Source organism: Streptomyces sp. YIM S03343 (genome assembly GCF_054729195.1).
In genome coordinates, this window is record NZ_JBPUKX010000001.1 from 2,617,211 (window position 1) to 2,630,845 (window position 13,635).

A 13,635-nucleotide genomic window follows, 5' to 3' on the forward strand; every position below is an offset into this window, starting at 1 on the left:
CGGCGTCCTGGGGCCCGTCCTACAGGGCGAGCCCGGTCAGGACCAGCACCCGCTCGTAGGTGTAGTCGTCCATCGCGTACCTGACGCCTTCACGGCCGACGCCGGAGCGCTTGGCGCCGCCGTAGGGCATCTGGTCGGCACGGTAGGACGGTACGTCGCCGATGACCACGCCGCCGACCTCCAGGGCGCGGTGGGCGCGGAAGGCGGTCTGGAGGTCGTGGGTGAACACGCCTGCCTGGAGGCCGTACTTGGAGTCGTTGACGGCGGCGAACGCGGCGGCCTCGCCGTCCGTCTTCTGCACCGTGAGGACGGGCCCGAAGACCTCCTCGCAGGCGAGGGTGGCGCTCGCCGGAACGTCGGTGAGGACGGTGGGCGCGTAGGAGGCGCCGTCGCGCTTGCCGCCGGTGTGCAGCACCGCCCCGGCGTCCACGGCCTCCTGCACCCACGACTCCACGCGCTGTGCGGCGGCCTCGCTGACCAGCGGGCCGACATCGGTGGCGGCGTCGGACGGGTCGCCGGTGACCTGGGCCTCCACGGCGGCGACGATGCGCGGCAGCAGCCGGTCGTAGACGGCGGCGTCGGCGATCACGCGCTGCACGGAGATGCAGGACTGGCCGCCCTGGTAGTTGGAGAAGGTGGCGATGCGGGTCGCGGCCCGGTCGAGGTCGGCGTCACTCGCCCAGTCGCCGAGGACGACGGCAGCGCCGTTGCCGCCGAGCTCCAGGGTGACGTGCTTGCGCGGCACCGAGTCCATGATCGCGTAGCCGACGGTCTCGGAGCCCGTGAAGGAGATCACCGGCAGCCGCTCGTCCCGGACCAGTGCGGGCATACGGTCGTTGGGCACCGGGAGGATGCTCCAGGACCCGGCGGGCAGCTCGGTCTCCGCGAGCAGCTTGCCGAGGATCAGGGCGGACAGCGGGGTGGCCGGGGCGGGCTTGAGGACGATCGGCGCACCGGCGGCGATCGCCGGGGCGACCTTGTGGGCGCACAGGTTGAGCGGGAAGTTGAACGGCGCGATGCCGAGCACCGCGCCCTTGGGGAAGCGCCGGACCAGCGCGAGCCGCCCCTGGCCGCCGGCGTCGGTGTCGAGGCGCTGCGCCTCACCGCCGTTGAACCGCCGGGCCTCCTCGGCGGCGAACCGGAACACCGACACAGCCCGGCCGACCTCGCCGCGGGCCCACTTGACCGGCTTGCCGTTCTCGGCGGAGATCAGCTGGGCGATCTCCTCGGTGCGCTCGGCGAGCCGCCTGCTGACGTGGTCGAGGGCGGCGGCGCGGACGTGGGCGGGGGTGGCGGCGAACGCGTCCCGCGCGGCGTGGGCGGCGGACACGGCCTCCTCGATCTGCGCCTCGCTGGGCACGCTCACCCGTCCGACCAGCCGCCCGTCCCACGGCGAGGTCACATCGAAGCCGCCGCCCTCACCGGCGGCCTCCCGGCCGGCGAGCCAGAAGCCGTAGGCCTTCGCCGTTTCTTCCTGTGCCATGTCCGAGCCCTGGCCTTCCGCGTTGCTGCTGCGTGTGATCTGCGGGCTCCACGGTAGGTGCGGGATGGCTGGGCGGCGTTTGTCCGGGGTGTAGCAGTTACGGGGTGGGGTTGCTGCGGATTGTCGAACACGGGTGGGGCGGGGCGGGCTGCGTGGCGGGACGGTTTTCGCCCCCGCCGCCCCTTCCCGTCCCGTCCCGTCCCGTCCCGTCCCGTCCCGTCACGGGGGTTCCGCCCCCGTACCCCCGCTCCTCAAACGCCGGAGGGGCTGATTTTCAGCCCGTCTGGGGGTCTGGGGGCGCAGCCCCCAGGAACGGGAACGGGAAGGGGCGGCGGGGGCGCGATACTCGCTACTCCCCCGACGCCGTCTTCAGCGCCAGCCACAGTTCCATCCGGGCGTCCGGGTCGTCGAGGGAGCGGCCCAGGATCTCCTCCACACGGCGCATGCGGTAGCGGAGGGTGTGGCGGTGGACGCCCAGGTCGGCGGCTGCGGCGTCCCACTGGCCGTGCCGGGAGAGCCAGGCGCGCAGGGAGGCCACCAGGTCGCCGCGGCCGGTGGCGTCGTGTTCGTACAGGGGGCGCAGCAGGCCGTCCGCGAAGGCGCGCACCGCGTCGTCCGCGAGGAGCGGCAGGACCGACCCCGCGGCCAGTTGCTCGTGCTCCACACAGACCCGGCCCCGGCGGCGGGCCACCGAGAGCGCCTGTTCGGCCTGTTTGTAGGCGGCCGCCGCCGCGATGGGGCCCGCGGGCGCGGACAGGCCCACGACCAGGTCGCTCTCCTCGCCCGTGAGGTCGTCCGGCTCCGCCGTACGGGCCGCCTCCAGGGCCGAGGCGTGGTCCGAGCAGGCGGCCGCGGACGCGCCGCCGTCCGAGGCCAGGACCACCAGCCGCTCGCCCTCCGGGACGATCAGCACCGCCTCGCCGGAGCGGGCGGCTGCCGCCTCCAGGATCTCCGCCAGCACGCCCAGCGGGTCCGCCGGTTCCGGGGCGGTCTCGACGCTCCCGCGCGACTTCGCCGTCTGCTCGGCGATGATCAGCCGGAACGGCGCGTCGAGCAGCCCGCCGTACAGGTCCCCTGCGACCGCACGGGCGTGGTCGGGCTCCCCGGCGAGCAGCATGCGCAGCACGGCCGCGCCGAGGCGCTGTTCCGCCGCGTGCAGGGAGCGGGACCGCTCGGTGGTGAGGGTGAGCAGGGCGATGGCCGAGTGGACGGCGTAGCGGTCCGCGGTGCCGAGGGCGGCGGCCGTGCCGACGGCGAGCGCGGCGCGCGGGCGGCGTCCGGTGCCGAGGGTGTGCAGTTCGACGCGGTCCTCGTGGTCGGGGCCGCCGACCACCGCGGAGGCGGGCGCGGGCCGCTCCCGCAGCCGTTCCACCTCGCCGGTGAGCCGTGCGGCCCGGCGCCCCGCCCACTCGGGCGCGGTGGCGACGACGGCGCCGGTGGCGTCGTAGAGCGCGGCCCAGCCGTCGACCTGCGCGGCGAGGGCGGCCAGCAGCCCCTCCGGCCCGGCGATCAGCGCCTGCCTGGTGAGCTCGCGCTGGGCGGCGAAGCCCGCCGTGACGGCCCGGTACTGGTCGGCGGCGATGGCGGCCGAGACCGCCTTGCTGATCGCGAGGAACGGGGTACGGCGCGGCACCTCCAGCAGCGGCAGACCCTCCTGCTCGGCGGCGGCGACCAGCGCCACGGGGACCTCGTCGTAATTGACCCCGACGCCGAAGGCGAGCCCCACCACTCCGGCGTCCACCAGCCGCTTCACATACCGCCGCATGGCCTCCGGGTTCTCCGCGTCCAGCTTGAGCGCGGTGATCAGCAGCAGCTCCCCGCCCTCCATGTACGGCACGGGGTCGGCGAGTTCGCTGGCGTGCGCCCAGCGGACGGGCACGTCCAGGCGGTCCTCGCCCGCCCGCACGGTCAGTTTGAGGGCCGAGTGGTGGACCAGGGAGGCGAGGGTGGGCGGCATGGCACCTTCGGTTCGAGAGCGCGGCTCGTCGAGGGCCCCGCCCGGTGATCATTTGTCCGCCGCGTACGAACGGCCTGTGCCGATTCTGCCGCACCGTACGGTGCGGGCGCTCGGCGGGGGGCGGGTTTCGCCAGCTTCGTGGACCGGCCGGAACCGGGGCCGCGGAGGGCCGTTCGCGGGACTGTTTTCGCCCCCGCCGCCCCTACCCGTCCCGTCCCGGGGGCTCCGCCCCCGAACCCCCGCTCCTCAAACGCCGGAGGGGCTTGATTCAGGGCCGACAAGGGGGGTCTGGGGGCACAGCCCCCAGGGACGGGAACGGGAAGGGGCGGCGGGGGCGAAAAACCGGGTCGGCGTGCCCGCGGCTCAAGCCCGCAGGTCCACCAGCGACGGCGGGGCGTGCTCGCCCGTCACGTCGGTGAGGGACAGCACCGCGTGCCCGGGGGGCACCTCGTGGGCGAGTTCGGAGGCGGACCAGCGGTCCCGCTCGATCTTGCGAACGGTGACGGCCTCCGTGGTGACCGCCTTGCCGGTGACGAGCTTGCGCAGGGCGTGGATGGCCCGGGTCATCGGCTGGTCGGCGAACACGGTGTGCTGGGCCACGTCCCGGGTCTCCACCCACTCGGTGCCCCACGCCTGCGCGAACCGGCTGCCGTCCCAGGTGGTCACCCCGGACAGCGCCATACGGCAGCCCACCGCGCCGTACAGCGGCCCGTGCAGGGCCTCCGGTACGTCGCCCACGGTGCGCAGCGTCAGCACCACACCCGCGTTCTCGGCGCGCAGCCGCTGGATGCGGCGGACGGAGTCGGTGGTCACCGCGCCGGTGGCGTCGTCGAGGACGAGGCAGGCGAAGTGCCCGCGCCCGCTCTCCCGGGCGACGGCGGTGAACTGGGCCAGGACCAGCCGGGTGATCAGCCGGCCGGCCTCCTCGTGACCGTGGGCGGGCAGGTCGATCCGGACCCGGAGGGGATGGTGGGCGACGGCGCGCAGGGAGAACGGCCGGGCGGCCGCACTGCCGTCCCCGCTCCCGTTCCCGTTCCCGCTCCCGTTCCCGTTCCCGCCGAAGAAGTCGGCGAAGGCCGGCCGGTCGAGGAGGGCGAGCCGGTCGGCGAGCGCCGGGCCGGGGTCGGCAGCGGTGCCGGACTGCCGCAGCCGGGCGTCGAGTTCGCGGCGCATCACGGCGTGCTGGTCGCCGTGCAGGGCGTCGTGCAGGGCGGTGAGGGCGGCCGGGCCGCCGTCGAGCAGTTCGCGCAGCGCGGGCAGCGCGGGGAAGGCGCCGTAGGCCGCCCGATAGGGGCCGAGCAACTGGGCGAGCGCGGTGACGGCGCGCTGGCCGGAGACGGTGTCGAGGTCTCCGGCGAGGCCCTCCGCGAGGAAGGCGGCGGCCTCGTCGGGGTCGTCGGAGTCGGCGTAGGGGTCGAGGTCGTGCACGGAACGGGGGTCGCCGACGCGCACCACCACGTCGTAGGCCTCGTCCGCGCCGAGCGGGGTGCCCGCGGCGCACACCGCGATGACGGCGCAGCGCCCGGTGAGCGCCTCCAGGGCGAGGGACTCGACGACGGGCGCGACGACGTGCCGTGTCTTGCCGGACCCGGACGGTCCTACGACGAGGAGGGAGGTGCCCAGCGTCTCGGGGCCGAGGGCGGCGCCGACACCGCGGTAGGCGAGCGGGGTGCGCTCGGCGGGCGCCCACTGGCCGATACGGACCTGGCGGGCGAGCAGATCGTGCCGGGCGGCGCGGCCGGGCAGGTCGCGGGCGCCGGAGGGGTGGGTCCAGGCGGCGGCGCCGTACCGGAGCACGGTCTCGGTGAACAGGGCGAGCCGGGCGTGGTGGCGGGCGCCGGTCCAGGCGGTGGTGACACGGGCGCAGTCGACGTCGTTCATCCGGCCCGCGAGCACCTCGGCGGCGAGGAGGTCGGCGGCCGCGTGCTGCGCGGCGGCGCGCAGCTCGGGCCACTGGGTGGGCGGGGTCTCGGCGGTGGGCGGAGCCGTACGGCCTCCGGTACCGCCCTGCCGCGCGGCGTCGCGGGCGGCGAGGCGGCCGCGCAGCAGGGGCCACCAGCCGCCGACGCGGCCGAAGGGCCAGAGCACGAGCAGGGTGATGAGCGTGTACAGCCCGTCGGTGAGGAACCGGGAGGTGAAGACGTCGTAGCCGCCGGTGAGGAGGACGACGAGGGAGAACAGCGGGTCGACGACGGGCAGGGCGTTCCAGCCGAGCCCGAAGGCGTCCGGGAAGACGAAGCTGAGCGTGATCAGCGCGCCCAGCGCGGCGAGCAGGGCGCGGGCGGGCTGCTCGCGCCGGGTGACCACGTGCCGGACGATCTCGGGCCAGCTGCCCAGCCGCCCCATCACACCGACGAGGATCGCGAAGAACACTCCGTCGGCGACGGTGACGGCCTCGACGCCCTTGCCCTTGGGCGAGCTGGTGCCGCCCCACCACCAGTCGCCCGGGGTGAACAGCCTGAGCAGCGCCCACTGGTAGGGGATGCTGCCGTGCCGCCACAGGGACCACAGGAGCAGCGCCACGACGAGCGGGACGATGACGCCGACGATGGTCACCGGGGAGAGCCGCTGCCTGCCGTGCTCCGGCCGGGGCATGCGGTAGCGGTACCGCCAGATGCCGGGCCCGGCGGCGGGGCGGGGGGCGTCGAGCCAGTCGGCGACGGGGGGCCGCCCGCCGGGAGCCACCGGACCTGGCTCGGTGGGCACCACCGGCGCCATCGGCGGTTGCTGCGGCATCGGAGGTGTCGGCGGAACAGGCGGAGCAGGCAGAGAAGGAGGCCGAGCAGGCGGAGCCGCAGGTGCCGGGGGATTCACCGGGGCTGTATACCCCGAGGCCTCATCGGGCGGCGGCGTAGGACGCGGCACAGGATGGGAATGTGCCCCCTGCGCGCCCGACGCACCCGTCTTGCCCCACGGGTCCCGCGTCCCGTCGCCGTCCATGCCGTTGCCCCCTGACCAGCCGCTCCGTCCACCACCAGCGTCAGCGAGCCAATCTAACGCCCCGGCAAGGGGAGTTCACCGATTGCCCGGCCAGGCGTCGGTGTGCCGTGGTGACGCCGCAGGTGGATGACCGGTGCGCCACGGCGTCCCAAGCACCCGCCGCCTATGTCCACGGTGGACAACGAAGCCCACCGACAACGCCCACATGGAGCATGCCCAGCCTGGTGGCCACCGCCCTAGCCTGCGAGAAAGGAAGGACCCCGGATCCTCGTATCCCCCGAATCCCCCGCGTCCCCCGTGTCTCCGTAACTCCGCATCTCCGCATCTCCGCATCTCCGCATCTCCGCATCTCCGCTTCGCAAGATCATCAGGGAGCCCCCATGACCGCTCTTCCGCAGGAGCGCCGCGTCGTCACCGCCATCCCCGGCCCGAAGTCGCAGGAGCTTCAGGCCCGTCGCACCGCCGCGGTGGCGCAGGGCGTGGGCTCGACGCTGCCGGTCTTCGTCACCCGTGCGGGCGGCGGGATCATCGAGGACGTCGACGGCAACCGCCTCATCGACTTCGCCTCCGGCATCGCGGTGACCTCGGTCGGCGCGTCCGCCGAGGCGGTGGTACGACGGGCGTCCGCGCAGCTCGCGGACTTCACGCACACCTGTTTCATGGTCACGCCGTACGAGAGCTACGTCGCCGTGGCCGAGGCGCTGGCCGAGCTCACCCCGGGCGACCACCCCAAGAAGTCGGCGTTGTTCAACTCGGGCGCGGAGGCGGTGGAGAACGCGGTGAAGATCGCCCGCGCCTACACCAAGCGCCAGGCGGTCGTCGTCTTCGACCACGGCTACCACGGCCGTACGAACCTCACCATGGCGCTGACCGCGAAGAACATGCCGTACAAGCACGGCTTCGGCCCCTTCGCACCCGAGGTCTACCGCGTCCCGGTCGCCTACGCCTACCGCTGGCTGACCGGCCCGGAGAACGCGGGCCCGGAGGCCGCGAAGCAGGCGATCGACCAGATCACCAAGCAGGTGGGCGCGGACAACGTGGCCGCGATCATCATCGAGCCGGTGCTGGGCGAGGGCGGCTTCATCGAGCCGGCCAAGGGCTTTCTGCCGGCGATCCGGCAGTTCGCGTCGGACAACGGGATCGTGTTCGTCGCGGACGAGATCCAGTCCGGCTTCTGCCGTACGGGCCAGTGGTTCGCGTGCGAGGACGAGGGCATCGTCCCGGACCTGATCACCACCGCGAAGGGCATCGCAGGCGGCCTCCCGCTGTCGGCGGTGACCGGCCGCGCCGAGATCATGGACGCCGCACACGCGGGCGGCCTGGGCGGCACCTACGGCGGCAACCCGGTGGCGTGCGCGGGCGCGCTGGGCGCGATCGAGACGATGAAGGAGCTCGACCTCAACGCGCGGGCGAAGAACATCGAGGCGATCATGAAGCCGCGCCTCACGGCCATGGCCGAGAAGTTCGACGTGATCGGCGACGTCCGGGGCCGCGGCGCGATGATCGCGATCGAGCTGGTCAAGGACCGCACCACGAAGGACCCGAACCCGGAGGCCGCCGCCACCCTGGCCAGGGCCTGCCACGCGGAAGGCCTCCTGGTCCTCACCTGCGGCACCTACGGCAACGTCCTCCGCTTCCTCCCTCCGCTGGTCATCGGCGACGACCTCCTGACCGAGGGCCTGGACATCCTGGAACAGGCGTTCACGACGCTGTGATCCACCAGACCTCATGACGCCATCCGGTCACAGCAAACCCGCAGGTGGCACATGGCAGTCATCCCTCTCCAGCACCACCCGCCCCACCCCTCCCACAGGCGGTTCAAAGGGGCCGCAGAGGGACCGTCAGAGGGTGTGAAGAACGTGTGCGGGGTGCATGGCGGGACGTGATTCCGCCTGACTTCGCCACACCCTCTGCCGTACGTTCTACGCAGATGAGAGATACACCCGCCCACAGGGGATTGTGGGCGATCTCAGGCCGGGGCATCCCCTGCTTCGACCTGGCCGTGCCCTCGCGCACACAACCGGGGCCTCGCGCTCCGGAATCTCCTCACCGATCGGACAGTCGCCCGCCCCAAACCCCCCGGGGCGCGCGACCCCCCGATCCGGACGGCCGCCCTGGAACGCCCCCCCCTGTTCCGGGGCGGCCGGCCTCCTTCTTACTCTGAACCTTGCTCTGGACGGTCGGCGGAGCACCGAGCCATGAGCTGACAAGCTGTCCCCATGTTCGTCGACCCGATGCCCCGTCCCCAGGATTCGCCTGTGGCACAGGACGGCAGCATCCCCGTACCCGCGCGCAGGACGGCGCTCGTTATGGCCGCTGCTCTCGCGGGGCTGTTCGGGCTGATCACCTGGCAGGTCGTCGTCCGCGGGCCGCTGGTGGGCGTGGACGAGCGGGTCAGCCAGGGGCTGCTGCGTCCCGACCGGTTCTCCGAACTGCTCGCCGACCTCGGGAGCGTGCAGATCGCCGTGCCGGTGCTCGTCGTGGTGCTCGGGTACGTCGCCGTGCGGGGGCGGCGGGCCGGGGTGGGGGTGTGGTGGGTGGCGCCCGTGGTGGCCGCGGTGGTCATGGCGGTCGTACCGGCGATCGTCGTGCCGGTGAAGCTGCTGGTCGGGCGGGGTGGGACGGCTGCCGTGCCGCCTGGGAGCGGGTACTTTCCGTCCGGGCACGCGGCTACGGCGGTCGTCGCCTACGGGGCGGCGGCCCTGGTGCTCCTTCCGTGGCTGAGAAAGGTGTGGCCCCGGCGGGCAGTCGCCGCCGGGGCCGGGACGGTGGATCTGGGGGTCGGGTACGGGCTGGTGCGCCGCGGCTACCACTGGCCACTGGACGTGGTGGCCAGTTGGTGCCTCGGGGTGGTGATGCTGATCGCCTTCGTCCTCGCCGTCGACCTCGTCGGGCGTCTTGGCAGGTCGGGCGAAGTCTGCCGCGGTTCGGCAGCGCCCTGAAGGGGCGCGGGGAACTGCGCGACCAGCCACGACGGTGCCGCAGACGACAGACGTCACATCGCGGCACTTCCAGCGGAGCGCTTTGTCGGGCGTCTCGTCGTCAGCCGAAGTACGCGTCGAAGTTCTTCTGGAACTCCCAGTTCGAGAAGTGGTCCCAGTTGACCGACCAGGTCATCAGCCCGCGCAGGGCGGACCAGGTGCCGTGGGTGGAGTAGGAACCGCAGTCGGTCTTCTTGGTCAGGCAGTTCAGGGTCTTGGTGACCTCCGTCGGGGCCACATAGCCGTTGCCCGCGTTCACCGAGGCCGGCATGCCGATCGCCACCTGGTCCGGGCGCAGCGGCGGGAAGATCTTGCTCGCGTCGCCCGCGACCGGGAAGCCGGTGAGCAGCATGTCGGTCATGGCGATGTGGAAGTCGGCGCCGCCCATGGAGTGGTACTGGTTGTCGAGGCCCATGATCGGACCGGAGTTGTAGTCCTGGACGTGCAGCAGGGTCAGGGCGTCGCGCAGGGCGTAGATGACGGGGAGGTAGGCGCCGCAGCGCGGGTCCTGGCCGCCCCACTTGCCGGTGCCGTAGTACTGGTAGCCCATCTGCACGAAGAAGGTCTCCGGGGCCATCGTCAGCACGAAGCCGGAGCCGTACTTGGCCTTCAGGGTCTTCAGGGCCGAGATCAGGTTGACGACCACGGGGGTGGTCGGGTTCTTGAAGTCCGTGTCGTTCGCGTCCAGCGACAGCGAGTGGCCCTCGAAGTCGATGTCGAGGCCGTCGAGACCGTAGGTGTCGATGATCTTCGAGACGGAGCTGACGAAGGCGTCCCGGGCCGCCGTGGTGGTGAGCTGGACCTGGCCGTTCTGGCCGCCGATGGAGATCAGCACCTTCTTGCCAGCCGCCTGCTTGGCCTTGATCGCCGCCTTGAAGTCGGCGTCGCTCTCGACGTTCGCGCACTCGGTGGCCGGGCACCGGTTGAAGCGGATGTCGCCCGAGGTGGCCGAGGTCGGCTCGCCGAAGGCGAGGTCGATGACGTCCCAACTGTCGGGCACGTCGGCCATACGGGTGTAGCCCGCGCCGTTGGCGAAGCTGGCGTGCAGATAGCCGACCAGGGCGTGGGTGGGAAGGGTGCCGGTACCACCGCCACCGCCACCGCCTCCACCGCCGCCGGTCGCCGAGGTCGTCGCCGTCACCGTCGCCGACTTCGCCGACTCACCGGCGTCGTTGACCGCCGTGACCTGGAAGCTGTACGCCGTCGAGGCGGACAGTCCCGTCACGGTCGCCGAAGTGCCGCTCGCCGTCTGGACCTTGGTGCCGTCCCGGTACACCACGTAGCTCGTCGCGCCCGACACCGCCGACCATGACAGGGCGACGCTGGACGAGGTGACCGCGCCGGTCGTGAGGCCGGTCGGGGCGGCGGGCGGCTGGCCGGTGGCCGCGCCGGGGCCGACCAGGGAGATGTCGTCGGCGTAGTAGGCGCCGGTGCCGTACCAGCCGTGGGTGTAGATCGTGACGCTGGTCGTGCTCGCGCCGGTGCGGAAGGTCGTCGACAGCTGCTGCCAGTCGCCCGCCGACGGGGTCCAGGTGGAGACGTCGGTGGTGCCGGTGCCGCTCGCACCCAGGTAGACGTACGCGCCCCGGACCCAGCCGGACACCGTGTACTGCGCGTTCGGCTGCACGGTCACCGTCTGGGAGCACTGCGCGTTGTCGCTGCCGGACGGGGTGGCCTGGAGCGCCGAACTGCCGCTGTGCACGGGCGTGCTGACGGTGTTTCCGGCGGTGCAGGTCCAGCCCGTGAGGCCGGACTCGAAGCCGCCGTTCTTCGCCAGGTCCGCGTCGGACGCACGGGCGGTCGACGAGAGCGCGGTGATACCGGGCACGGCCAGCAGCGCGGCCGCGAGCGCGGCGAGGACTGGTCTGGTGCGATCCACAACTTCCTCCGGACATGGGGGGATTGGAGGGTGGGGGAAATGCTGGGTGGAGCGCGAACAACTTGGTCCAGACCAATCCGGTTGTCAAGTCCCGTCAGCTTCCGGCGCTCGGCCCGTCACCCCCTCCGGCCCCATCACCCCCTCCGGTCCCTCCGACCCCTTCGACCCCTTCGGCCCTCTCGACCCCTTCGGCCCTCTCGGCCCCGTCGGCCCTCCTCGCCCCTCCTCCACCGCCCGCGCGGCCGCCGCCTCGTGCATCGCCAGCTCCAGCGGCACCGGGTCGGTGAGGGTGCCCGAGCCGTCCGGCTGGACCAGCCAGCGCATCCCACCGGTCGTACGGCCCGGGTACGGCACGATGATCCAGGTGCCCTCGCCCACCGTACGGATCCCGGTCCCGACCCAGCGCGCCGCGGTGCCCGGCGGCACCAGGAACCCCACCCGTCCGGCACCCAAGTCCGCCAGCACCGGTCCGGGCCTGCCGACGACCCGGGTGAGCACGTCCAGCGTGGGCTCACCCAGCACCGCCGGCAGCATGAGCACGTCCCACACCCTGCCCGCCGGCAGCACCGCGAACCCGTGCGGATTGCGCTCCCACGCCCTGTGGCACGCCTCGGGATCCGGAGCGGCCGATGCCAGCCACTCCGCTGCCCTTCTGGCCCCCGTCATGCCCGTCATGCCCGGACCTCCCCGTCTCTCGTGGGCTCTCACGACCACGTCCGACCGTCCGTCGACGCGGATCGCCTCATGAAGGAGAGGGAGGTTCTCGCGGTGCATTACGAGGATTCGGCAACCTGTTTCGGGTGAACCCGGCCACATCCGGTACCGACACCGGCACCCCCACGGGCCCGATGACTGGCGCGGGTACGGGCACAGGCACGGGCCGACGGCACGAGCGCGGACGTCAGCTGTCGAACCCCAGCCCCAGCCGGTCCATCGCCCGCAGCCACAGATTCCGCCGCCCGCCGTGTGCGTCGGCGCGGGCCAGCGACCACCTGGTCAGCGCGATCCCCGTCCAGGCGAACGGCTCCGGCGGGAACGGCAGCGGCTTGGTGCGCACCATCTCCAGTTCGGTGCGCTCGGTCCGCTCCCCCGCCAGCAGGTCGAGCATGACGTCGGCGCCGAAGCGGGTGGCGCCGACACCGAGGCCGGTGTAGCCCGCCGCGTACGCCACCTTGCCCTGGTGGGCGGTACCGAAGAACGCGGAGAAGCGCGAGCAGGTGTCGATGGCGCCGCCCCACGCATGGGTGAAGCGGACGCCCTCCAGCTGGGGGAAGCAGGTGAAGAAGTGCCCGGCCAGTTTGGCGTAGGTCTCCGGGCGGTCGTCGTACTCGCGGCGCACCCGGCCGCCGTACGGGTAGATCGCGTCGTAGCCGCCCCACAGGATCCGGTTGTCGGCGGACAGCCGGAAGTAGTGGAACTGGTTGGCGCTGTCGCCCAGGCCCTGGCGGCCCCGCCAGCCGATCGACGCAAGCTGGGCGGGCGTCAGCGGCTCGGTCATCAGGGCGTAGTCGTAGACCGGGACGGTGTACGAGCGCACGCGCTTCACCAGGTTGGGGAAGACATTGGTGCCGAGTGCGACCTGCCGCGCGCGGACCTGGCCGTACGGCGTGCGTACGGCCATGCCGGCGCCGTAGGGCCGCAGGGAGAGGGCGGGGGTGTGCTCGTAGAAGCGGACGCCGAGGCGGAGGCAGGTCTGCTTCAGGCCCCAGGCGAGCTTGGCCGGGTGGAGCATGGCCACGCCGCGGCGGTCGTACAGGCCCGCCTGGAAGGTCGGCGAGTTCACCTGCTCGCGCATCGCATCGGTGTCGAGGAACTCGATGCCGTCGGCGAGGCCCTTCTCGTCCAGTTCCCGGTGCCAGTCTCGCAGTTCCTGTGCCTGGTAGGTCTCGGTGGCGACGTCGATCTCGCCGGTGCGCTCGAAGTCGCAGTCCAGGGAGTGGCGGGCGACCGTCTTCTCCAGCTCGTCGAGGTTGCGGGCGCCCAGTTCCTCCAGGCGGTGGATCTCGTGGGGCCAGCGGGCGAGACCGTTGGCCACGCCGTGGGTGAGGGAGGCGGCGCAGAAACCGCCGTTGCGGCCGGAGGCGGCCCAGCCCGCCTCACGGCCCTCCAGCAGGACCACGTCCCGCCCGGGATCGCGCTCCTTGGCGATAAGCGCGGTCCACAGTCCGCTGTAGCCGCCGCCCACGACCAGCAGGTCGCAGGTCTCGGTGCCGGTGAGGGCGGGTTCGGGGCGGGGTCTGCCGGGGTCGTCCAGCCAGTACGGGACCGGCTGGGCGTCGGAGAGAGATCGGATCCATCGGCTGTCCGCACGGCTCATGGCGCTCGGGGCCATGATGTCAACTCCCTACGAAGAACTCGCTACAAGGCCCATAAGGCCCATCAGGCCCATCAGACC

Annotated in this window: 7 protein-coding genes and 1 pseudogene; 2 read left to right on the forward strand and 6 right to left on the reverse strand. The window is 72.8% G+C overall.

The features are described 5' to 3' along the window. Window positions 1-19 precede the first annotated feature (19 nt). The 3 genes from ACSYGN_RS11045 to ACSYGN_RS11055 form a co-directional block, all read right to left on the reverse strand. Complete coding sequence (locus tag ACSYGN_RS11045) at window positions 20-1,483, reverse strand: aldehyde dehydrogenase family protein (RefSeq protein ID WP_460394377.1); 1,464 nt, start codon at window positions 1,481-1,483, stop codon at window positions 20-22. 349 nt (window positions 1,484-1,832) lie between these two features. Then, entirely contained in the window at window positions 1,833-3,440 is a 1,608-nt protein-coding gene (locus ACSYGN_RS11050) for a PucR family transcriptional regulator (protein ID WP_460394379.1), read from the reverse strand. A gap of 363 nt (window positions 3,441-3,803) precedes the next feature. Beyond that, window positions 3,804-6,380 (reverse strand): ATP/GTP-binding protein, encoded by a 2,577-nt coding sequence (locus tag ACSYGN_RS11055; protein ID WP_460394381.1) that lies wholly within the window; start codon window positions 6,378-6,380, stop codon window positions 3,804-3,806. Window positions 6,381-6,760: 380 nt separating this feature from the next. On the opposite strand from ACSYGN_RS11055, the gene gabT reads away from it, so the two are divergent. Next, window positions 6,761-8,095 (forward strand): 4-aminobutyrate--2-oxoglutarate transaminase, encoded by a 1,335-nt coding sequence (gabT, locus tag ACSYGN_RS11060; protein WP_460394383.1) that lies wholly within the window; start codon window positions 6,761-6,763, stop codon window positions 8,093-8,095. Window positions 8,096-8,638: 543 nt separating this feature from the next. After that, a complete protein-coding gene (locus ACSYGN_RS11065) occupies window positions 8,639-9,322 on the forward strand; it encodes a phosphatase PAP2 family protein (RefSeq protein ID WP_460394385.1) in 684 nt (227 codons plus the stop codon). Window positions 9,323-9,422: 100 nt separating this feature from the next. On the opposite strand, the gene ACSYGN_RS11070 is transcribed toward ACSYGN_RS11065, so the two are convergent. The 3 genes and pseudogenes from ACSYGN_RS11070 to ACSYGN_RS11080 form a co-directional block, all read right to left on the reverse strand. Then, window positions 9,423-11,240 (reverse strand): chitinase, encoded by a 1,818-nt coding sequence (locus ACSYGN_RS11070; protein WP_460394387.1) that lies wholly within the window; start codon window positions 11,238-11,240, stop codon window positions 9,423-9,425. A gap of 216 nt (window positions 11,241-11,456) precedes the next feature. After that, window positions 11,457-11,906, reverse strand: a pseudogene (locus ACSYGN_RS11075) (bifunctional DNA primase/polymerase); the annotation flags it as partial. A 235-nt stretch (window positions 11,907-12,141) separates the two neighbouring features. Next, window positions 12,142-13,572 carry an NAD(P)/FAD-dependent oxidoreductase gene (locus tag ACSYGN_RS11080; protein ID WP_460394389.1) on the reverse strand — a complete coding sequence of 477 codons (1,431 nt, stop codon included), beginning with the start codon at window positions 13,570-13,572 and terminating at the stop codon, window positions 12,142-12,144. Between the last annotated feature and the right edge of the window lie 63 nt (window positions 13,573-13,635).

Bases quoted from the DNA above. Each gene is read 5' to 3' on its own strand.
- ACSYGN_RS11080 (WP_460394389.1), bottom strand. From the start codon at position 13,572: ATGGCCCCGAGCGCCATGAGCCGTGCGGACAGCCGATGGATCCGATCT.
- ACSYGN_RS11055 (WP_460394381.1), bottom strand. From the start codon at position 6,380: ATGGACGGCGACGGGACGCGGGACCCGTGGGGCAAGACGGGTGCGTCG.
- ACSYGN_RS11050 (WP_460394379.1), bottom strand. From the start codon at position 3,440: ATGCCGCCCACCCTCGCCTCCCTGGTCCACCACTCGGCCCTCAAACTG.
- gabT (WP_460394383.1), top strand. From the start codon at position 6,761: ATGACCGCTCTTCCGCAGGAGCGCCGCGTCGTCACCGCCATCCCCGGC.
- ACSYGN_RS11045 (WP_460394377.1), bottom strand. From the start codon at position 1,483: ATGGCACAGGAAGAAACGGCGAAGGCCTACGGCTTCTGGCTCGCCGGC.